Here is a 20,155-nt window from a genome sequence, read left to right as displayed (position 1 = left end):
GGCTCAGCGCTCGTGCGCGTCGTTCGTCGCCGCGATCTTCTTCCAGGACTTCGGCTGCGCGGGAGCGGCCGACACCTTCGCGATCGACGCCGTCCGCGCCGCGGGAGCGGCCGGTTTCGCCGGCTGGAACAGCCAGGTGTCGAACAGGGGGCCCAGTTCCTTCCCGGAGATCTGCTCGGCGTACTTCTGGAGATCGGCGACGCTCGCGTTGCCGTACGCGTGCTTCTTCGGCCAGCCCTTCAGGACGGCGAAGAAGGCGTCGTCGCCGATCTCGCCGCGCAGCGCCTGGACAGCCAGCGCGCCCCGGTCGTAGACGGCGATGTCGAACTGGTTCGCCGCGCCCGGGTCGCCGGGCCTCACCGTCCAGAACGCGTCGTCGGCCGGGTGCGAGGCGTACACGTAGTCCGCGAGTTCCTGCGCCGTGCCCTCGCCCTCGTGCTCGGACCACAGCCACTGCGCGTACCGGGCGAAGCCCTCGTTCAACCAGATGTCCTTCCACCCCGCCACGGAGACGTAGTCGCCGTACCACTGGTGTGCCAACTCGTGCACGACCACGGAGACGTTGGAGCCGTTCGCGAACTGCCGGGGGCTGTAGAAGGGCCGGGTCTGCGTCTCCAGCGCGTATCCGGTGTTCGTGTTCGGCACGTACCCGCCGAGCGCGTCGAAGGGATACGGCCCGAAGTACCCGCCGAGCCAGTCGGCGATCTCCCCGGTCCGCTCGATGCTCGCCCGCGCCGCGCCGGCGTTGTCGCCCAGGTCCTTGCTGTAGGCGTTCACGACCGGGATCCCGTTCTCGGTCGTCCCGGTGGTGATGTCGAACTTCCCGACGGCGAGGGTGGCCAGATAGGTGGCCTGCGGTTTGCTGGAGCGCCAGTTGTAGCGGGTCCAGCCCAGTCGTGAACTCGTCGACTGGAGCGTTCCGTTGGAGATGGCCTGCGAGCCGTCGGGCACCAGCACCGACACGTCGTAGGTGGCCTTGTCGAGCGGGTGGTCGTTGCTGGGGAACCACCACCAGGCCGCCTCGGGCTCGTTGGCGCCGACCCCGCCGTCCGCGGTGCGGTGCCAACTGGTGAAGCCGTATGCCTGCTTCGAGGACGGGATTCCGCTGTACCGCACCACGACCGTGACCGTCGCGCCCTTCGCCAGCGGCGTCTTCGGCGTGATCTCCAGTTCGTGCTCGCCCGAGGTCGTGAATGCCGCCACGGCGCCGTTGACCCGTACCTCGCTCACGTCGAGCAGGAAGTCCAGATCGAACCGGGACAGGTCCTGCGTGGTCTTCGCCAGGATCGTCGCCGTCCCCTCCAACTCGTCCGTGACCGGCTGGTACTTGAGCCGCAGGTCGTAGTGGGAGACGTCGTATCCGCCGTTGCCGTACGCCGGGTAGTAGGGGTCGCCGATGCCCGGGGCGCCGGGGGAGGCGCTCGCGGCCGATGCCGGGATCGCCAGCAACACGGACGCGGCAGCGAGTGCGCCCGGCGCGATGATTCTGCGGTGCACGATAACTCCAAGTCGTAGATTCACGCGGTCTGTTCGGAGCCTATTGACTCCCTGTGTCCCAGGGCCTGCCCACCGCCACCCCTGTCACACGATCGCCATTCGGCCGTCACGGGCAGCCCCTCCGCAGGGGCGATTTCCGCCACAGCTGACCCACAGCTGCCCTCTTCTGCACGGGAGTTGACCCGAGTACCGTCCCGCGCATGTCGACACGCATGCGCTTCACGATCTGGAGACCGCTCGCGACCGCCGCCATCACCCTCCTGGTGGCCTCCTTCCTCACCCCGGCCGCGGCCCACAGCTCCCCGCGCGAGAGCCGGCCCGTGTATTCGTACGAGAACGCCATCCGGGAGGCCGTCTGGGTGGACACCGGACTCGACGGCGACAGCGACGGGAAGAGGGACCGCGTCGCCGTCGACATCGTCCGCCCCCGCGAACTCGCCGCACAGGGCCGCAAGGTGCCCGTCATCATGGACGCCAGCCCCTACTACTCCTGCTGCGGACGCGGCAACGAGAGCCAGCGCAAGACGTACGACGCCGCCGGGAACGTCGTCCAGATGCCGCTCTTCTACGACAACTACTTCGTGCCGCGCGGCTACGCCTTCGTCGGCGTCGATCTGGCCGGCACCAACCGCTCCGACGGCTGTGTCGACGTCGGGGGGCGCTCCGACATCCGGTCCGCCAAGGCCGTCGTCGACTGGCTGAACGGCCGTGCCCGGGCGTACACCACCCGCACGGGCACCACGACCGCCGAGGCGGGCTGGACCAACGGCAGAACCGGCATGATCGGCAAGAGCTGGGACGGCACCATAGCCAACGGCGTGGCCGCCACCGGCGTGAAGGGCCTGAAGACCATCGTCCCGATCGCCGCCATCTCCTCCTGGTACGACTACTACTTCGCCCAGGGCGCCCCCCTCTACGACTCCGGACCCGACTGGCTCTCCGACTACGTCGACAGCCCCGAAGCCCGCGCCAGGTGCGCCGCCGTCCAGCAAGAACTCGTCGACGAGGCCCCGCGCACCGGCGACCTGACGTCGCTGTGGACCGAGCGCGACTACGTCGAGGACGCGCGCAGGGTGAAGGCGAGCGTCTTCCTCGTCCACGGCCTGCAGGACCTCAACGTCCGCACCAAGCACCTCGGCCAGTGGTGGGACGCCCTCGCGAGGAACGGGGTCGAGCGCAAGATCTGGCTCTCCCAGACCGGCCACGTCGACCCCTTCGACTTCCGCCGAGCCGCCTGGGTGGACACCCTGCACCGCTGGTTCGACCACGAACTCCTCGGCTACGACAACGGCATCGACCGTGAACCCATGGCCGACGTCGAACGTCACCCCGACCAGTGGGTCACCTCCACCGTCTGGCCGCCGCACGGCACCCGGACCGCCACCCTGCGCCCCTCCACCGGTGTCCTGCCCGGCGTCGGCACCCTCGGCCTGCGCAAGGGCACGGGCACCGCCGTCTTCACCGACGACCCGCGGCTGAGCGAGACCGAGTGGGCCGCGCAGATCGACACCCCGACCCCCGACAAGGCCGGATTCGTCACCGGGCCCCTCACCCGTGACCTGCGTCTGTCCGGCTCCTCCCAGGTCACCGTCACCGCCACGCCCACCACCGCGACGGCCCACCTGAGCGCCGTCCTCGTCGACCTCGGTCCCGACACCGTCCGCGACTACGCGGCGAGCGGCGAGGGCATCAGCACGCTCACCGACCGCACCTGCTGGGGCGCGAGCACCGCGGGCGACAGCGCCTGCTTCCGGGAGACCGCCGCCAAGGCCGTCGACGTCGGTCGGACGGTCGTCAGCCGCGGCTGGGCCGACCTCGGCACCTACGCCGACCCAGGCAAGGGCGTTGCGCTCACCCCGGGCAGGGCGTACACCCTCACCCTCGACCTGGCGGCCACCGACCACGTCGTCCCGGCCGGTCACCGGCTCGCCCTGATCGTCGCGGGCACCGACCGGGACCTCATCGACCCGCCCGCCGACACCCCCACCCTCACCCTGGACCTGTCCCGCACCTCGGCCCGCGTCCCCTTCGTCGGAGGCGCCGACGCCTTCGCCCGCGCCACGTCCGGATCGGCGGCGGCCGCGACCCCCGACGCCCGGTCCCTGGACGGCGTACGGACACCGCACCACAGGTACCGGATCCCGTAGTCCCGCAGGCGGGGTCAGCAGGCGGCCGGAAGCACCAGCCCGGCCGCCTCCTCCGCACAGCCCCACGCCACCGTCACACCCGCCCCGCCGTGCCCGTAGTGGTGCACCACCGTCCGCCCGTCCGGCAGCTCCGCCCGCTCCAGCCGAACCGTGCCCCGGACCGGCCGCAGGCCGACCCGGTGCTCCAGGACCCGCGCCCCGGCGACCTCCGGCCGCAGGGCCGCGCAGCGCCGCACGATCGCCTCGGCCACCTTCGGATCCGGTTCCAGCGACCACACGTCGTCCTGCGCCGTACCGCCCAGCAGCAGCCGCCCGGCGTGCGGGAACAGACAGGCGGTCTCGCCGTCCGGGCCGGTGGAGACGAGCCAGGTGTCGATGCCGGGGTTCTCCACGACGACGAGCTGCCCCCGTACGGGCCGCACCGACGGGTCCGCCACCAGCCGCCCGGCGTCCAGCCCGGTGCAGTTCACCACCACCGGCGCCTCGGCCTGAGCCAGGTCGGTCACCGTGCGCTCCTCGACCGTGCCGCCCGCCCGCAGCAGCCGCCGCCGGAGCCAGGGCAGATAGGCCGACATGTCGATCAGCGGCAGCCGGGCCCGCACTCCGGGCCCCGCGCCGTACTCACGCGCCGTCGTCCGGCGCAGCCCGGCCAGCCGGCCCGCCGCCCAGCCCTCGACCTCCTCCAGTTCCGTCTCGCCCAGGATCCCGTCGACCAGGCGCACCCCGGTCTCCCCGGGCCGCTCGGCGAGCTCCTCGTAGATCTCCAGTGAGCGCAGCGCCCACGCGCGCGCCCGCGCCATCGGCTCGATGCGGTACGGCCACCACAGCGCGCCGGCCACCGCCGAGGTCGTCCGCTCGACCGGGTCGCGCGTCCAGACCCGGACCCGCAGGCCGCGCTCGGCGAGCACGACGGCCGTCGCCAGCCCGATGACCCCGCCGCCCACCACGATCACGTCGCCGCTCAACCGAGTGTCCACGCCCGGACGTTAACCGACCGCACCGCCGCACAGCGAGATCGCGGGGAATCCGGCGCGACCGCACCCCCGGACGGCCACTAGGATCTACGACCTGATGACTGCCACCCTCGTCGCCAAGAACCTCGCCGCCGGCCACGGCGACCGCTCCCTCTTCTCCGGGCTCGACCTCGTCGTCGCCCCCGGGGACGTGATCGGGCTGGTCGGTGCCAACGGTGCGGGCAAGTCCACCCTGCTGAAGCTGCTCGCCGGGCTCACCGCGCCCGAGCAGGGCGAGCTCAGGCTCTCCCCGCCGACCGCGAGCGTCGGCCATCTGCCCCAGGAACCGGAGCGCCGCCCCGGCGAGAGCGTGCGGGACTTCCTCGCCCGCCGCACCGGCGTCGCCGAGGCCCAGCGCACCATGGACGAGGCCACCCAGGCCCTGGTCGACGGAGCGCCCGGCGCCGACGACGCCTATGCGACGAGCCTCGAGCGCTGGCTCGACCTCGGCGGCGCCGACCTCGACGAGCGCGCCGAGGAGGTCACCGACTCGCTCGGCCTCGGAGTCGGCCTCGACCAGCCGATGACCTCCCTGTCCGGCGGTCAGGCCGCCCGCGCCGGCCTCGCCTCCCTCCTCCTGTCCCGCTACGACGTCTTCCTCCTCGACGAGCCGACCAACGACCTCGACCTCGACGGCCTGGAGCGCCTGGAGCGCTTCGTGAAGGGTCTGCGCGCCGGGACCGTCGTCGTCAGCCACGACCGCGAGTTCCTCACCCGCACGGTCACCAAGGTCCTCGAACTGGACCTCGCCCAGCAGCAGATCAACCTCTACGGCGGCGGGTACGACGCCTACCTGGAGGAGCGGGACGTGGCCCGCCGGCACGCCCGCGAGGACTTCGAGGAGTACGCCGACAAGAGGGCGGCCCTCCAGGACCGCGCGCAGACCCAGCGCTCCTGGATGGACAAGGGCGTGAAGAACGCGCGCCGCAAGGCGGGCAACGACAACGACAAGATCGGCCGCAAGTTCCGCAGCGAGGCCAGCGAGAAGCAGGCCGCGAAGGCCCGGCAGACCCAGCGCATGATCGAGCGCCTGGAGACCGTCGAGGAGCCGCGCAAGGAGTGGGAACTGCGGATGGAGATCGCGTCCGCGCCACGCTCCGGCGCGGTGGTCGCCACCCTGCGCGAGGCCGAGGTGCGACGCGGCGACTTCACCTTCGGGCCGGTGTCCCTGCAGATCGACTGGGCGGACCGGGTCGCGGTCACCGGCGCGAACGGCGCGGGCAAGTCGACCCTCCTGGGCGCGCTCCTCGGCCGGGTGCCGCTGGACGCCGGACAGGCCACCCTGGGCTCGGGCGTCCTGGTGGGCGAGGTCGACCAGGCGCGGCAGCTGTTCCACGGCCCCGAGTCCCTGCTGGACGCGTTCCGCACGGCCGTACCCGACACCGAACCGGCCGAGGTGCGCACCCTGCTGGCCAAGTTCGGCCTGAAGTCGGACCATGTCACGCGTGCGGCGGCCACCCTGTCACCGGGCGAACGCACCCGCGCGGCCCTCGCGCTGCTCCAGGGCCGGGGCGTCAACCTCCTGGTCCTCGACGAGCCGACCAACCACCTCGACCTCCCGGCCATCGAGCAGCTGGAGTCGGCCCTCGACGCCTACGAGGGCACGCTGCTCCTGGTCACCCACGACCGGCGCATGCTGGACGCGGTCCATGTCACGCGCCGCCTGGAGGTCGCGGACGGCAAGGTGACCGAGCGCTAGGGCGCCCGAGGCGGGTCCTCGCCACCAGGACGGCCGAGGACTGCCGGGGCCCGGCGGGCCGGGCCCCGGCGTCGTGCGGCGCTGTCAGCGCCTGCCCTTCTTGGGGTCGACGAGGCCCGCTCGGCGCAGAGCGTCGGCCATCGCGCTGTTGCCCGGAGGCGGCGCCTGGCGCGAACCGCCGCCACCTCCGCCGCGCTGGCCGCCCTGCTGCCGCTGCTGCGGCGGGCGCCCGCCGCTCCGCTGCGGTCGGCCCCCGCCGGAGGACTGGCCCTGACCGCCCTGCGGGGCCGCCTCGTCGTCCAGCCGCAGCGTCAGCGAGATCCGCTTGCGCGGGATGTCGACGTCGAGGACCTTCACCTTGACGATGTCACCGGGCTTGACGACGTCCCTGGGGTCCTTGACGAACGTCTTCGACAGCGCGGACACGTGCGCCAGGCCGTCCTGGTGGACACCGACGTCGATGAACGCCCCGAAGGCCGCCACGTTGGTCACGACGCCCTCCAGGACCATCCCTGAGGACAGGTCGGAGATCTTCTCCACGCCCTCCTTGAAGGTGGCCGTCTTGAAGGCGGGCCGCGGGTCGCGCCCGGGCTTCTCCAGTTCCTTGAGGATGTCCGTGACGGTCGGCAGACCGAACGTCTCGTCCACGAAGTCCGTCGGCCGCAGTGAGCGCAGCACACCCGTGTTGCCGATGAGGGCCGCCACCTCCTGGCCGGAGGTCTTCACCATGCGCCGCACCACCGGGTACGCCTCCGGGTGCACGCTGGAGGAGTCCAGCGGGTCGCTGCCGCCGCGGATGCGCAGGAAGCCCGCGCACTGCTCGTACGCCTTCGGGCCGAGCCGGGCCACCTTCTTCAGCTCGGAACGCGAGGTGAAGGGCCCGTTGGCGTCCCGGTGCGCCACGATGTTCTCGGCGAGTCCGGTGGAGATGCCGGACACCCGGGACAGCAGCCGCGCCGAGGCCGTGTTGACGTCCACGCCCACGCCGTTCACACAGTCCTCCACCACCGCGTCCAGCGAACGCGACAGCTTCACCTCGGACAGGTCGTGCTGGTACTGGCCGACACCGATCGACTTGGGGTCGATCTTCACCAGCTCGGCGAGCGGATCCTGGAGCCGGCGCGCGATCGACACGGCGCCGCGCAGCGACACGTCCATGTCGGGCAGCTCCTGGGAGGCGAAGGCGGAGGCCGAGTACACGGAGGCCCCCGCCTCGGACACCATCACCTTGGTGAGATTCAGCTCCGGGTGCCTGGTGATGAGTTCACCGGCGAGCTTGTCGGTCTCGCGGGACGCCGTGCCGTTGCCGATGGCGACCAGGTCGACGGTGTGCTCCTTCGCCAGCCGCGCGAGCTTGGCGATCGCCTCGTCCCACTTGTTCGCCGGGACGTGCGGGTAGATCACGTCGGTGGCGACGACCTTGCCGGTCGCGTCCACGACGGCGACCTTCACGCCCGTACGGAAGCCGGGGTCCAGGCCCAGCGTCGCGCGCGTGCCGGCCGGGGCGGCGAGCAGCAGGTCGCGGAGGTTGGCGGCGAAGACGTCGACGGCCTCGTCCTCGGCGGCCGTCCGCAGCCGCAGCCGCAGGTCGATGCCGAGGTGGACGAGGATGCGGGTGCGCCAGGCCCAGCGGACGGTGTCCGTCAGCCACTTGTCGCCCGGCCGGCCGCGGTCGGAGATGTCGAACCGGCGCGCCACGATCCCCTCGTACGACGAGGGACCGGGCTGCTCGGAGGGCTCCTCCGGCTCCAGGACGAGGTCGAGGACCTCCTCCTTCTCGCCGCGCAGCATCGCCAGGACGCGGTGCGAGGGCAGCGCGGTGAACGGCTCGGCGAAGTCGAAGTAGTCGGCGAACTTCGCGCCCGCCTCCTCCTTGCCGTCGCGCACCTTGGCCGCGAGCCGCCCGCGCCCCCACATACGCTCGCGCAGCTCGCCGATCAGGTCGGCGTCCTCCGAGAACCGCTCGGTGAGGATCGCCCGCGCGCCGTCCAGCGCGGCCTGCGGATCGGCGACGCCCTTGTCGGCGTCGACGAACGCGGCGGCCGCCGCGAGCGGATCGACCGTCGGGTCGCCGAGCAGTCCCTCGGCGAGCGGTTCGAGGCCCGCCTCGCGCGCGATCTGCGCCTTGGTGCGCCGCTTGGGCTTGTACGGCAGGTAGATGTCCTCCAGCCGCGCCTTCGTCTCGGCGCCGAGGATCTGCGCCCGGAGCGCGTCGGTGAGCTTGCCCTGCTCGCCCACCGACTCCAGGATCGCCGTCCGCCGCTCCTCCAGCTCCCGCAGGTAGCGCAGCCGCTCCTCGATCGTGCGCAGCTGCGCGTCGTCGAGCATCTCGGTCGCTTCCTTGCGGTAGCGGGCGATGAAAGGCACCGTCGAGCCGCCGTCGAGCAGCTCCACGGCGGCCTTCACCTGCCGCTGCCGTACGCCGAGTTCCTCGGCGATCCTGCCTTCGATGGACCCTACTTCGATGGACCCGGGTGTCGTCACGATCCCGTACCGCCTTCTCCACTGAGGTTGCGCGGCAATTGTGGCAGGTGACACCGACACTCGGGGATCAGGGCGCGGCCATCAGGCCCTGCGGCTCCTGGTGGAGCCCGACGCACCGCCGAAGAGCCGGGCCAGCGCCCGGAAAGGCAGGGTCACCACAGTGGCGACGGCGCCACCGATCTGGCGCAGGACGTCTGCGATCGCACGGAACACGAGCTTCCCCTTTACGTTTCTCGTCTGGCGTTCTTCGTCGTCCGGCGGCTCCGGCCGACAAGGACCGGGTACCTCGAGATCGTCGGGCCATGCCGGCGGGTCGTGGCAGGAAAGGTGGGGAACCCGTCATTGCCGCCCCGCGCCCCGCCCGCGAAGAATCGTCCCCATGCCGCAGCGAACCGTTCCCACCGTTCTCATCGTGCTCTTCGACGGAGTCCAGAGTCTCGACGTGACCGGCCCCCTGGAGGTCTTCGCGGGCGCCGAGCGGCACACCCCGGGCACCTACCGGATCCGTACGGCCTCCCTGGACGGCGCTCCCGTGCGCACCTCCAGCGGGCTGACCCTCGTACCGGACGAGGCCCTCACGCGCGCGTGCGCCCCGCACACGCTGCTGGTCCCCGGCGGCCGGGGCACCCGCCGCCCGGACGCCGCGCCGCTGACGGACTGGCTGCGCGTGCACGCCCCGCGCGCGGAGCGCCTCGTCTCGGTCTGCACCGGCGCGACCCTGCTCGCCGCCGCGGGTCTGCTGGACGGCCGCCGGGCGACGACCCACTGGGCGTACTGCGACCGGCTCGCCCGCGACCACCCGGCCGTGCGGGTCGACCCCGACCCGATCTACGTCCGGGACGGGCACGTCCACACCTCGGCCGGCGTCACCTCCGGCATCGACCTGGCCCTCGCCCTGGTCGAGGAGGACCTCGACCGTGACGCGGCCCTGACCGTCGCCCGGCACCTGGTCGTCTTTCTGCGCCGACCCGGGAACCAGGCCCAGTTCAGCGCGCAGTTGGCCGCCCAGACGGCCGAGCGCGCGCCCCTGCGGGAGGTCCAGCACTGGATCACCGAGCATCCCGCCGCCGACCTGAGCGTCGAGTCGCTCGCCGCCCGCGCCCTGCTCTCCCCGCGCCACTTCGCCCGCGCCTTCCGTGACGAGACCGGCATGACGCCCGGCCGCTATGTCGACCGGGTCCGCCTGGAGCACGCCCGCCGTCTGCTGGAGGACACGGCCGACGGCGTCGAGGCGATCTCCCGCGCCAGCGGCTACGGCACCCCCGAGGCCATGCGGCGCGCCTTCGTCAAGGCGCTCGGGACGCCCCCGGCGGAGTACCGCCGCCGGTTCCGTCCCGCACCCGTCCACTGAAGCCGTCAGCCCGATGAGAGGAACCCATGCAGATCGCCGTCGTCGTCTACGACCGCTTCACCGCCCTCGACGTCGTGGGCCCGTACGAGATGCTCTCCCGCGCCCCGGGCGCCGAGATCGTCTTCGTGGCCGAGGAGAGCGGGCCGGTCCGTACGGAGACCGGCTTCCTGGCCGTCACCGCCGACCGGGCGCTGTCCGAGGTCCCCGCCCCCGACGTCGTGATCGTCTCCGGGGGGCCCGGCCAGAGCGCGCTGATGGAGCACGAGCCCCTGCTCGACTGGCTCCGGACCGCCGACGCCACCAGCACCTGGACGACGTCCGTGTGCTCCGGCTCCCTGCTGCTCGCGGCCGCCGGTCTGCTCGAAGGCCGCCGCGCCACCTCCCACTGGCTGGCCCTGGACCGGCTCGCGGAGTTCGGTGTCGAGCCGACCGGCGAACGCGTCGTCTTCGACGGCAAGTACGTCACCGCGGCCGGCGTCTCGTCCGGCATCGACATGGGGCTCGCCCTCCTCGGCCGGATCGCGGGCGACGACCATGCCCGGTCCGTCCAGCTGGGCACGGAGTACGACCCGCAGCCGCCCTACGACGCCGGCGCCCCGCACAAGGCACCCGCCCACCTCGTGGAGAAGCTGCGGGCCCGCAGCCGCTTCATCCTGACGTAGTCCAGGTGAAGCGCGGATCCCTGCGCTCCAGGAACGCGGCGACGCCCTCCGCGGTGTCGCCGCTGCCGCGCGCCTGGGCGCTCCAGTGGGCGTCCCGGTCCCCGCGGCCGTTCGCGAACTCCTTGGCGGCGGCCTGCGTCAGCTGCGAGCGGGACACCAGCACGCGGGTGAACTCCGCGACCCGTTCCGCGAGTCCGTCGACGGGCAGCACCTCGTCGACCAGACCCGTGCGCAGCGCCCGCTCGGTGTCGATCAACTCGCCGGAGAACAGCAGGTACTTGGCGGTGGCCGGGCCGACCAGGGACACCAGGCGCCGGGTGGCGGTGGACGGGTAGACGATCCCGAGCTTCGCCGGTGTCACCCCGAACTGCGCGCCCTCCTCGGCGAACCGCAGGTCGCAGGCTGCGGCGAGCTGGGCGCCACCGCCGACGCAGTGCCCCCGGACCGCCGCCAGGGTCGGCTTCGGGAACGCCGCCAGGGCCTCCTCGGCACGCACCGCCAGCTCCTGCGCCTCCTCCGGCGACTCCCGGAGCGTGGAGATGTCGGCCCCGGCGCAGAACGTGCCGCCCGCGCCGGTCAGCACCAGCGCCCGCACCGCCGGGTCGGCGGCCAGGGTGTCGAGCAACGGGGGCAGCGCCGCCCACATCGCGGCTGTCATGGCGTTGCGCTTCGCCGGGTGGTGCAGGACGACGGTGGCGACCGCGTCGGTGACGCCGTGCAGCAGATCGGGCTCCATGCTCCGGATGCTAACCACCAGCTCGTCCGCATGATCGGAAGGGCCGATGTGAGAGGCACGACACCGGCGGCAAAGGGAACCAGAGCCGACCAAAGGGAACCAATGACGGCCAAAGGGGAGGAGCGGCGCCGCCGAACCCGTACAACCCGAAGAGTGCGCGAAGTCGGCGCGGAGAGGACAGAAAACGGTCCCGCGGTCGACTCCGTCATCCGGGGCCGGTCGGAAACGTTCGATAACTGCTGACTTCTGTTCAGTCATCAGGAGGGGAGGGCCTCGGCACCAACACTTCACGTGTGGTGACAATCGAGCGCGAGGGTGGCGACCGGACGATGGACGATCAAGGGCGCGGGCCCGACCCACGCCCAGAGGGCGCCCCGGGGGACCCTTCCGAATCCTCTGCGGAAGCCGTGCTCCGGCCGCTGCCCTACGAAGGCGTCTGGCGCTTCACCGCGCCCGCCGTGGACGCCTCGGTCCCGCAGGCGCGACACGCCGTGCGGGACCTGCTGTACCGCCAGGGGGTGCCGGTCTCCGACGACCTGGCCCAGGGCCTCCTGCTGATCGTCTCCGAACTGGTGACCAACGCCGTCCGGCACGCGGCGGTGCTGTCGCCGGTGCTCGCCGTGGAGGTGGCGGTCGGGGCCGAGTGGGTGCGGGTGTCGGTGGAGGACAACCATCCCTACCGTCCGACCGCCCTGGAGGCCGACCACGGCCGCACGGGCGGCCGGGGACTGCTGCTGGTGCGGGAGATCACCCTGGAGGCGGGCGGGGTCTGCGACGTCGAGCACACCGCGGGCGGCGGCAAGGTGATCTGGGCCGCCCTGCCGCTCAAGCCCGTGCGGGTGCCCTGAGGGTCACCAGCCGGCCGAGGGCCCCGTCAGTTCTCTGACCGCCGGGCGTGCCGCGTCCAGCACGGTCATGAACCAGGACGAGAACGGGTCTCCGGCGTGCCGCTCCGTCAGCTCGGCGGGCGTCACGAAGGCCGTGGCGCCGACCTCCTCCGCGTCCGGCCGCAGTGGGGACTGCACCAGCCCCACGAACAGGTGGTTGTACTCCTGCTCGACCAGACCCGACTCCGGGTCCGGGTGGTTGTAGCGGACCGTGCCCGCCTCGGCGAGCAGCGACGGGGAGACGCCGAGCTCCTCGAAGGTGCGCCGCGCGGCCGCCGCGAACGGCGCCTCACCCGGGTAGGGGTGACCGCAGCAGGTGTTGGACCACACACCGGGGGAGTGGTACTTGCCGAGCGCCCGCTGCTGGAGCAGCAGCCGGCCCCGCTCGTCGAAGAGGAACACGGAGAAGGCGCGGTGCAGCTGCCCCGGCGGCTGATGGGCGGCCAGCTTCTCCGCGGTGCCGATCGTGACGCCGTTCTCGTCGACCAGCTCCAGCAAGATCGCGTCCGCGGTGCCGTTCGACGACGTCTGTGTCGCGGTGGCAGGTGTGATCGGCATACCCATCCTTAGCATCGGTCCTCGCGTCCCCAGTCTGCCGTACGCGTCCGGCACTCCCGGCACTTCACGCGAAAGCGCGCATGTCCCGCGCGGCAAGGGGCCCGGTAGGTGATCTTGCCCGCACCGGGAGCGGGGAACCGTCCGGAACACCTGTGCGGATCACGCGGCATGGACGGCCGGCGCACGCTCAGTGACAGAGTCGCGCCTCGTGTTCCGCGTGCCCGCTCGGCTCCAGCTGGAAGGTGCAGTGCTCCACGTCGAAGTGGTGGCCCAGGCAGCCCTGGAGCTCGTGCAGCATCTTCTCGTGGCCGATCGCGTTCAGAACGTCCGAGCGCACCACCACGTGCGCCGACAGCACCGGCATCCCGGAGGTGATGGTCCACGCGTGCAGATCGTGGACGTCCTCCACCCCGTCCAGGGCGAGTATGTGGGACCGCACCTCCGCCATGTCGACGTCCTTGGGAGCCGACTCCAGCAGTACGTCGAGCGTCTCGCGCAGCAGCTTCAGGGTGCGTGGCACGATCATCAGGCCGATGACGAGCGAGGCGATCGGGTCGGCGGTCTGCCAGCCGGTGGTCAGGATCACCACCGCCGAGATCAGCACCGCCACTGACCCCAGCGCGTCCGCCGCCACCTCCAGGAACGCCCCGCGCACGTTCAGGCTCTCCGACTGGCCGCGGATCAGCAGCGACATCGAGATCATGTTCGCGACCAGGCCGATCCCGCCGAACCAGATCATCAGCCCGCCCTCGGTGGTGGCGGGAGTGAAGAACCGCTGGACCGCCTCGTACAGGACGTAGCCGCCCACGCCGAGCAGCAGCAGACAGTTGGCGAGGGCGGCGAGGATCTCGGCGCGGGCCAGTCCGAAGGTGCGGTTCGCGCTCGGCGGCCGGGCCGCGAAATGGATGGCGAGCAGCGCCATGCCCAGGCCCAGCGCGTCCGTCGCCATGTGCGCGGCGTCCGCGACCAGTGCGAGGGAGTCCGCGAGCACCCCGCCGACGATCTCGACGACCATGACGCCGAGCGTGATCGACAGGGCGACGCGCAGCCTGCCCCGGTACGCCGCCGCGGCCGTGCCGGTGGCCGGCACGTGGGTGTGCGTATGGCCGTGGTCGTGCCCAGCCCCCATGGAAGCAGCCCTTCTGTGGTCCGTCGTGGGCCGTCGCGTTCTGCCCCGCGATCACAGTGAACTACGGGTGGGGGGTATCCGGCAACGCGGCACTGAACACCGTTGTCATGTGCCCTGACCTGCGGAAACGAAGTGCAGGTCAGGGCGCCCTCACCTGCTGCCCGGCGGGGTGCGGCTGTCGGCCCGGTGGCGCGGCGGGAAAGCGCCCGGGACGCCGACGCGCCCCCGCGGCCCGGTCGTGACCCCCGTCCTGGCGCCCGTGCGAGATACGGCCTGTGCCCCCGATGCCCCGAAGTCTGCGGTGTATCCGTTCCGGCGGGGATGAGCCGTGTCATGTCGGAAGGTCCCGTCCCGACCGGTACGGGCGCCCCGGCCCGGTGGACAATGTCCTGGATGTCGGCTCTTGGGGGCGCGGTTTGTCGCCCGGGCCGCCGATCACCGATGATGATCTCGGCAAAGGCCGGTTCAAGCCGAGTTCAAGCCTGCTGCCGGACTGCGTCGATCTGCCTGAACGGGCGGTGAACACGGCGTTCCCGGCATCCGATAGCCTCTGCCGACATGCCGCCCGCCTGGTGCGGCCACTGGTGAAGTCGCCGGTGCGTCCCAGGGGCGCCTCCATCGTGTACATGACCGGCGTGAACGCGCCGGACCCAGGGAGTGAGTTCGGTTGTCGACCGCCATCCTCACCGGCTCGCCGGTCCCCGGATCGTCGATCGAGGGCGATCTGCGGTCCCTCGGCTTCGACGTCCGGACCGCCTCCGACGCCGGTGACGCCGAGGCCCTCCTCGCCGCCGTCCCCGGTGACCAGCGCGTCGCCGTCGTGGACGCCCGCTTCGTGGGTCACGAGCACGCGCTGCGCCTCGGCCTGACCGACCCCCGCTTCCCGCTCGGCGCGATCCCGGGCGCGGTGACCGCGCAGCCGGCCGGCCGGCAGGCCCTGACCCGCGCGATGGCCAGGGAGAACTCGGCGAGCGCCGGCACCGCCCACGGCGGTGCCCTCGCGTCGGCGAGGTCGAGCGTGGAGGACGTCGACAGCCTCGCGGACCGGGTGGTCGCCGCCCTCGACGCCGACGGCGCCGACGTGCACCGCCCCGAACTGGGCAGTCTGGTCGCGGAGGTCCCGGCCGACCCGCAGGCCCGCAACGAGGCCCGGCAGGCCGTCGCCGCCGTCGACGACGAGGCCGTCCGCCTGAAGTCGGCCGTGAAGGCGCGCGACGGCTTCTTCACCACGTACTGCATCAGCCCGTACTCGCGCTACATCGCCCGCTGGTGCGCCCGCCGCGGCCTCACCCCCAACCAGGTCACCACCGCCTCGCTGATCACCGCGCTGATCGCGGCGGCCTGCGCGGCCACCGGCACCCGGGGCGGGTTCGTCGCGGCCGGCGTGCTGCTGATCGCGTCCTTCGTCCTCGACTGCACCGACGGCCAGCTCGCCCGCTACTCCTTGCAGTACTCCACGCTCGGCGCCTGGCTCGACGCCACCTTCGACCGCGCCAAGGAATACGCCTACTACGCGGGTCTCGCGCTCGGCGCGGCCCGGGGCGGCGACGACGTGTGGGCCCTGGCACTGGGCGCGATGGTCCTCCAGACCTGCCGGCACGTCGTGGACTTCTCCTTCAACGAGGCCAACCACGACGCCACCGCCAACACCAGCCCCACCGCGGCCCTGTCCGACAAGCTCGACAGCGTCGGCTGGACGGTCTGGGTGCGGCGGATGATAGTCCTGCCCATCGGTGAACGATGGGCCATGATCGCCGTTCTCACCGCTGCCACCACCCCCCGCATCACCTTCTACACGCTGCTCGTCGGCTGCGCGTTCGCGGCGACCTACACCACGGCGGGCCGGGTCCTTCGCTCGCTGACCCGCAAGGCCAGGCGCACGGACCGGGCGGCGCAGGCACTGGCGGACCTCGCCGACAGCGGCCCGCTCACCGAGCTCCTGGTCCGCACGCTCCCCGTCGGCATCCGCATCCCGGCCCCGCTCAGCGCGGTCGCCGGCGTCCTCCTGCTGGTCCTCGCGGCCTCGCTCGACGGGCCGGGCTTCTCGCTCCTCCTGGCCGCGGTCCTGTACGTCCTGCTCTCCGCCGACGCCCTCCTGCGTCCCCTCAAGGGGGCCCTCGACTGGCTGGTCCCGCCGCTCTTCCGGGCCGGGGAGTACTGCACCGTCCTCGTCCTCGCGGCCAAGGCCGATGTGAACGGAGCGCTTCCCGCGGCTTTCGGGCTGGTCGCCGCCGTCGCCTACCATCACTACGACACGGTGTACCGCATCCGCGGCAACGCCGGAGCGCCGCCGGCCTGGCTGGTGCGCGCCATCGGGGGGCAGGACGGGCGCACGCTGCTCGTCGTCGTGCTGGCCGTGCTGCTCACCGCCTCGCAGTTCACGGTCGCGCTCACGGTCCTCGCCGTGGTCGTCGCCCTCGTGGTGCTCCTCGAGAGCATCCGCTTCTGGGTCGCCGCCCACCGGGCAGGCGCCCCGTCCGTACACGATGAAGGAGAACCCGCATGATCGGCCTCGTGCTGGCGGCCGGCGCCGGACGGCGTCTGCGCCCCTACACCGACAGCCTGCCCAAGGCGCTGGTGCCGGTGGGGCCCGCGGGCATAGAGGGCGAGCCCACGGTCCTGGACCTGACGCTCGGCAACTTCGCCGAGATCGGTCTGACCGAGGTCGCGGTCATCGTCGGCTACCGCAAGGAGGCCGTCTACGAGCGCAAGGCGGCGCTGGAGGCCAAGTACGGCCTCAAGCTCACCCTCATCGACAACGACAAGGCCGAGGAGTGGAACAACGCCTACTCCCTGTGGTGCGGCCGTGACGCCCTCAAGGACGGGGTCATCCTCGCCAACGGCGACACCGTCCACCCGGTGTCCGTCGAGCACACGCTGCTCGCCGCCCGCGGTGAGGGCAGGCAGATCATCCTCGCGCTCGACACGGTGAAGTCCCTCGCCGACGAGGAGATGAAGGTCGTCGTCGACCCCGACCTGGGCGTCCAGCGGATCACCAAGCTGATGGACCCGGCGGATGCCACCGGCGAGTACATCGGTGTCACCCTCATCGAGGGCGACGCGGCACCGGCACTGGCCGAGGCGCTCAAGACCGTGTGGGAGAGCGACCCGCAGCAGTTCTACGAGCACGGCTACCAGGAGCTCGTCGACGGCGGCTTCCGCATCGACGTGGCACCGATCGGCGACGTCGCGTGGGTCGAGATCGACAACCACGACGATCTCGCCCGTGGACGGGAGATCGCGTGCCAGTACTGACCCGGCTGATCCCCTCACCGGTCGTCGTGGACATCCGCCCGGGTGCCCTCGACGACCTGGTCGGGGTCCTCGCCGACGAGCGCATCTCGCACTCGGGCAAGCTCGCGATCGCCGTCAGCGGCGGCTCGGGCGCCCGGCTGCGCGAGCGCCTCACCCCGGCCCTGCCCGGCGCCACCTGGTACGAGGTCGGCGGCGGGACGCTCGACGACGCCGTCCAGCTGGCCACCGACATAAAGGCCGGCCACTTCGACGCGGTCGTCGGCCTGGGCGGCGGCAAGATCATCGACTGTGCCAAGTTCGCCGCGGCACGCGTGGGCCTCCCGCTGGTCGCCGTGCCGACGAACCTCGCGCACGACGGTCTGTGCTCGCCGGTCGCCACCCTCGACAACGACGCGGGGCGCGGCTCCTACGGTGTGCCGAACCCGATCGCCGTCGTGATCGACCTGGACGTCATCCGCGAGGCCCCGGTCCGCTATGTGCGGGCCGGTATCGGTGACGCCGTCTCCAACATCTCCGCCATCGCGGACTGGGAGCTCGCCAACCGGATCAAGGGCGAGAAGATCGACGGCCTCGCCGCCGCGATCGCCCGGCAGGCCGGCGAGGCGGTGCTGCGCCACCCGGGCGGCATCGGCGACACCGACTTCCTCCAGGTGCTGGCCGAGGCGCTGGTGCTCAGCGGTGTCGCGATGTCGGTGTCGGGTGACTCCCGCCCGTCCTCCGGCGCGTGCCACGAGATCAACCACGCCTTCGACCTGCTCTTCCCCAAGCGGGCGGCCGCCCACGGCGAGCAGTGCGGCCTCGGCGCGGCCTTCGCGATGTACCTGCGTGGAGCCCACGAGGAGTCGGCCTACATGGCCCAGGTGCTGCGACGGCACGGACTTCCGGTCCTGCCGCAGGAGATCGGCTTCACGGTGGACGAGTTCGTCCGTGCCGTGGAGTTCGCCCCCGAGACCCGGCCCGGCCGCTTCACGATTCTCGAACACCTCGACCTCAAGACCGAACAGATCAAGGACATCTACGCCGACTATGTCAAGGCCATCGGTAGCTGAACTCAGACCGGTCGTCCACCCTCCGGGGGTGAAGGACCGGCGCAGCGGTGAGCACTGGATGGGACGCCTCTACATGCGTGAGGTGTCCCTGCGGGTCGACCGCTACCTGGTCAACACCAGGGTCACGCCCAACCAGCTCACGTACCTGATGACCGTCTTCGGCGTGCTCGCCGCCCCGGCCCTGCTGGTGCCGGGGATCACGGGCGCCGTGCTCGGCGTGGTGTGCGTCCAGATGTACCTGCTGCTGGACTGCGTCGACGGCGAGATCGCCCGCTGGAAGAAGCAGTACTCGCTGGGCGGGGTCTACCTGGACCGGGTCGGGGCGTATCTCACCGACGCCGCCGTGCTGGTCGGCTTCGGCCTGCGTGCCGCCGACCCGTGGGGCGCCGGACGCATCGACTGGCTCTGGGCCTTCCTCGGCACGCTGGCCGCGCTCGGCGCGATCCTGATCAAGGCGGAGACCGACCTCGTCGGCGTCGCCCGGCACCAGGGCGGTCTGCCGCCGGTCAAGGAGTCGGCGTCCGAACCGCGCTCCTCCGGGATGGCGCTGGCCCGCCGGGCCGCCTCGGCGCTCCAGTTCCACCGGCTGATCCTCGGCATCGAGGCGTCCCTGCTGATCCTGGTGCTGGCGGTCGTCGACCAGGTGCGCGACGACCTGTTCTTCTCCCGGCTCGGCGTGGCCGTGCTGGCCGGCATCGCGCTGCTCCAGACCCTGCTGCACCTGGTGTCCATCCTCGCGTCGAGCAGGCTGAAGTGAGCGCGCCCGGGAAGGTCGGCGCGGTCGTCATCACCATGGGCAACCGCCCCGACGAGCTGAGAGCACTGCTGGACTCGATCGCCAAGCAGGACGGCGACCGGGTCGAGGTGGTCGTGGTCGGCAACGGCTCGCCCGTCCCGGACGTCCCCGAGGGCGTCAGGACGATCGAGCTGCCCGAGAACCTCGGTATCCCCGGCGGCCGCAACGTCGGCATCGAGGCCTTCGGACCCAGCGGCCGGGACGTCGACGTCCTGCTGTTCCTGGACGACGACGGTCTCCTGGCCCACCATGACACGGCCGAGCTGTGCCGCCGGGCCTTCGACGCCGATCCGAAGCTGGGCATCGTCAGCTTCCGGATCGCCGACCCGGAGACCGGTGTCACCCAGCGCCGCCACGTACCCCGGCTGCGCGCCTCGGACCCGATGCGCTCCTCCCGGGTCACCACGTTCCTCGGGGGCGCCAACGCCGTGCGCACGAAGGTCTTCGCGGAGGTGGGCGGACTCCCGGACGAGTTCTTCTACGCCCACGAGGAGACCGACCTTGCATGGCGGGCCCTCGACGCGGGCTGGATGATCGACTACCGGTCCGACATGGTGCTGTACCACCCGACGACCGCGCCCTCGCGGCACGCGGTGTACCACCGCATGGTCGCCCGCAACCGGGTCTGGCTGGCCCGGCGCAACCTTCCCGCTCCGCTGGTCCCCGTCTATCTCGGGGTCTGGCTGCTGCTCACCCTGGCGCGCCGCCCCTCGGGGTCCGCGCTGAAGGCGTGGTTCGGCGGTTTCCGGGAAGGCTGGAGCACTCCGTGCGGACCTCGTAGGCCCATGAAGTGGCGTACGGTGTGGCGGCTGACCCGACTGGGCCGGCCCCCGGTGATCTGACAAGCTCGTCCCTGAGGGCACCCCGGGCCGTACCGCGGGCCCCCCGGCTC

At 72.0% G+C, this 20,155-nt stretch carries 17 protein-coding genes; 10 read left to right on the top strand and 7 right to left on the bottom strand.

Annotation, left to right across the window (positions count from 1 at the left end; genetic code table 11):
* Positions 1-3: 3 nt before the first annotated feature.
* Entirely contained in the window at positions 4-1,497 is a 1,494-nt protein-coding gene (locus tag OHU34_RS07715) for a M1 family metallopeptidase (protein ID WP_200839862.1), read from the bottom strand.
* Positions 1,498-1,697: 200 nt separating this feature from the next.
* On the opposite strand from OHU34_RS07715, the gene OHU34_RS07710 reads away from it, so the two are divergent.
* Positions 1,698-3,644 (top strand): Xaa-Pro dipeptidyl-peptidase, encoded by a 1,947-nt coding sequence (locus OHU34_RS07710; RefSeq protein ID WP_142267093.1) that lies wholly within the window; start codon positions 1,698-1,700, stop codon positions 3,642-3,644.
* Positions 3,645-3,658: 14 nt separating this feature from the next.
* On the opposite strand, the gene OHU34_RS07705 is transcribed toward OHU34_RS07710, so the two are convergent.
* Positions 3,659-4,621 carry an FAD-dependent oxidoreductase gene (locus OHU34_RS07705; RefSeq protein WP_230194093.1) on the bottom strand — a complete coding sequence of 321 codons (963 nt, stop codon included), beginning with the start codon at positions 4,619-4,621 and terminating at the stop codon, positions 3,659-3,661.
* A 94-nt stretch (positions 4,622-4,715) separates the two neighbouring features.
* Between OHU34_RS07705 and OHU34_RS07700 the strand changes: the two genes are divergently transcribed.
* Complete coding sequence (locus OHU34_RS07700) at positions 4,716-6,356, top strand: ABC-F family ATP-binding cassette domain-containing protein (protein ID WP_142267095.1); 1,641 nt, start codon at positions 4,716-4,718, stop codon at positions 6,354-6,356.
* Between the two features lie 84 nt (positions 6,357-6,440).
* Here OHU34_RS07700 and OHU34_RS07695 read toward each other — a convergent pair whose 3' ends face one another.
* Positions 6,441-8,840, bottom strand: coding sequence for a Tex family protein (locus OHU34_RS07695; protein WP_142267096.1), 2,400 nt, complete (start codon positions 8,838-8,840; stop codon positions 6,441-6,443).
* Between the two features lie 81 nt (positions 8,841-8,921).
* Complete coding sequence (locus OHU34_RS07690) at positions 8,922-9,053, bottom strand: LPFR motif small protein (protein ID WP_020129452.1); 132 nt, start codon at positions 9,051-9,053, stop codon at positions 8,922-8,924.
* A 166-nt stretch (positions 9,054-9,219) separates the two neighbouring features.
* On the opposite strand from OHU34_RS07690, the gene OHU34_RS07685 reads away from it, so the two are divergent.
* Entirely contained in the window at positions 9,220-10,191 is a 972-nt protein-coding gene (locus tag OHU34_RS07685) for a GlxA family transcriptional regulator (RefSeq protein WP_405765497.1), read from the top strand.
* A 26-nt stretch (positions 10,192-10,217) separates the two neighbouring features.
* Positions 10,218-10,853 carry a DJ-1/PfpI family protein gene (locus OHU34_RS07680; protein ID WP_142267098.1) on the top strand — a complete coding sequence of 212 codons (636 nt, stop codon included), beginning with the start codon at positions 10,218-10,220 and terminating at the stop codon, positions 10,851-10,853.
* On the opposite strand, the gene OHU34_RS07675 is transcribed toward OHU34_RS07680, so the two are convergent.
* Positions 10,840-11,589 (bottom strand): enoyl-CoA hydratase/isomerase family protein, encoded by a 750-nt coding sequence (locus OHU34_RS07675; protein WP_142267099.1) that lies wholly within the window; start codon positions 11,587-11,589, stop codon positions 10,840-10,842. The genes OHU34_RS07680 and OHU34_RS07675 overlap by 14 nt on opposite strands.
* A gap of 329 nt (positions 11,590-11,918) precedes the next feature.
* Here OHU34_RS07675 and OHU34_RS07670 point away from each other — a divergent pair, with 329 nt between their 5' ends.
* Positions 11,919-12,437 carry an ATP-binding protein gene (locus OHU34_RS07670; RefSeq protein ID WP_142268172.1) on the top strand — a complete coding sequence of 173 codons (519 nt, stop codon included), beginning with the start codon at positions 11,919-11,921 and terminating at the stop codon, positions 12,435-12,437.
* Positions 12,438-12,440: 3 nt separating this feature from the next.
* On the opposite strand, the gene idi is transcribed toward OHU34_RS07670, so the two are convergent.
* Positions 12,441-13,034, bottom strand: coding sequence for an isopentenyl-diphosphate Delta-isomerase (gene idi / locus OHU34_RS07665; RefSeq protein ID WP_405765494.1), 594 nt, complete (start codon positions 13,032-13,034; stop codon positions 12,441-12,443).
* Between the two features lie 187 nt (positions 13,035-13,221).
* On the bottom strand, positions 13,222-14,163 hold the full coding sequence (locus OHU34_RS07660) for a cation diffusion facilitator family transporter (RefSeq protein WP_142267101.1): 942 nt from the start codon (positions 14,161-14,163) through the stop codon (positions 13,222-13,224).
* 667 nt (positions 14,164-14,830) lie between these two features.
* On the opposite strand from OHU34_RS07660, the gene OHU34_RS07655 reads away from it, so the two are divergent.
* Genes OHU34_RS07655 through OHU34_RS07635 form a run of 5 tightly spaced genes read left to right on the top strand, consistent with a single transcriptional unit; the run spans position 14,831 to position 20,105 of the window.
* On the top strand, positions 14,831-16,669 hold the full coding sequence (locus tag OHU34_RS07655; RefSeq protein WP_405765491.1) for a DUF5941 domain-containing protein: 1,839 nt from the start codon (positions 14,831-14,833) through the stop codon (positions 16,667-16,669).
* Complete coding sequence (locus OHU34_RS07650) at positions 16,666-17,418, top strand: sugar phosphate nucleotidyltransferase (RefSeq protein WP_054241363.1); 753 nt, start codon at positions 16,666-16,668, stop codon at positions 17,416-17,418. The genes OHU34_RS07655 and OHU34_RS07650 overlap by 4 nt, the downstream gene beginning before the upstream one ends.
* Positions 17,406-18,467 carry an iron-containing alcohol dehydrogenase family protein gene (locus OHU34_RS07645; protein ID WP_020129461.1) on the top strand — a complete coding sequence of 354 codons (1,062 nt, stop codon included), beginning with the start codon at positions 17,406-17,408 and terminating at the stop codon, positions 18,465-18,467. Before OHU34_RS07650 ends, OHU34_RS07645 begins: the two co-directional genes overlap by 13 nt.
* Positions 18,445-19,224 carry a CDP-alcohol phosphatidyltransferase family protein gene (locus OHU34_RS07640; protein ID WP_142267104.1) on the top strand — a complete coding sequence of 260 codons (780 nt, stop codon included), beginning with the start codon at positions 18,445-18,447 and terminating at the stop codon, positions 19,222-19,224. Before OHU34_RS07645 ends, OHU34_RS07640 begins: the two co-directional genes overlap by 23 nt.
* The gene (locus OHU34_RS07635; protein WP_020129463.1) at positions 19,221-20,105 is read left to right on the top strand and encodes a glycosyltransferase family 2 protein; all 885 of its coding nucleotides are present in this window, start codon (positions 19,221-19,223) and stop codon (positions 20,103-20,105) included. The genes OHU34_RS07640 and OHU34_RS07635 overlap by 4 nt, the downstream gene beginning before the upstream one ends.
* Positions 20,106-20,155 lie beyond the last annotated feature (50 nt).

This window comes from Streptomyces sp. NBC_00080, from assembly GCF_045041255.1.
Lineage (GTDB): Bacteria > Actinomycetota > Actinomycetes > Streptomycetales > Streptomycetaceae > Streptomyces > Streptomyces coriariae.
The sequence above is the reverse complement of the archived record's forward strand: the minus strand, read 5'-3'. Positions and strand labels throughout refer to the sequence as shown.

Coding starts and splice junctions, on each gene's coding strand:
- OHU34_RS07710 (WP_142267093.1), top strand. CDS start 1,698: ATGTCGACACGCATGCGCTTCACGATCTGGAGACCGCTCGCGACCGCC.
- OHU34_RS07700 (WP_142267095.1), top strand. CDS start 4,716: ATGACTGCCACCCTCGTCGCCAAGAACCTCGCCGCCGGCCACGGCGAC.
- OHU34_RS07685 (WP_405765497.1), top strand. CDS start 9,220: ATGCCGCAGCGAACCGTTCCCACCGTTCTCATCGTGCTCTTCGACGGA.
- OHU34_RS07680 (WP_142267098.1), top strand. CDS start 10,218: ATGCAGATCGCCGTCGTCGTCTACGACCGCTTCACCGCCCTCGACGTC.
- OHU34_RS07675 (WP_142267099.1), bottom strand. CDS start 11,589: ATGGAGCCCGATCTGCTGCACGGCGTCACCGACGCGGTCGCCACCGTC.
- OHU34_RS07670 (WP_142268172.1), top strand. CDS start 11,919: ATGGACGATCAAGGGCGCGGGCCCGACCCACGCCCAGAGGGCGCCCCG.
- idi (WP_405765494.1), bottom strand. CDS start 13,034: ATGCCGATCACACCTGCCACCGCGACACAGACGTCGTCGAACGGCACC.
- OHU34_RS07660 (WP_142267101.1), bottom strand. CDS start 14,163: ATGGGGGCTGGGCACGACCACGGCCATACGCACACCCACGTGCCGGCC.
- OHU34_RS07650 (WP_054241363.1), top strand. CDS start 16,666: ATGATCGGCCTCGTGCTGGCGGCCGGCGCCGGACGGCGTCTGCGCCCC.
- OHU34_RS07640 (WP_142267104.1), top strand. CDS start 18,445: ATGTCAAGGCCATCGGTAGCTGAACTCAGACCGGTCGTCCACCCTCCG.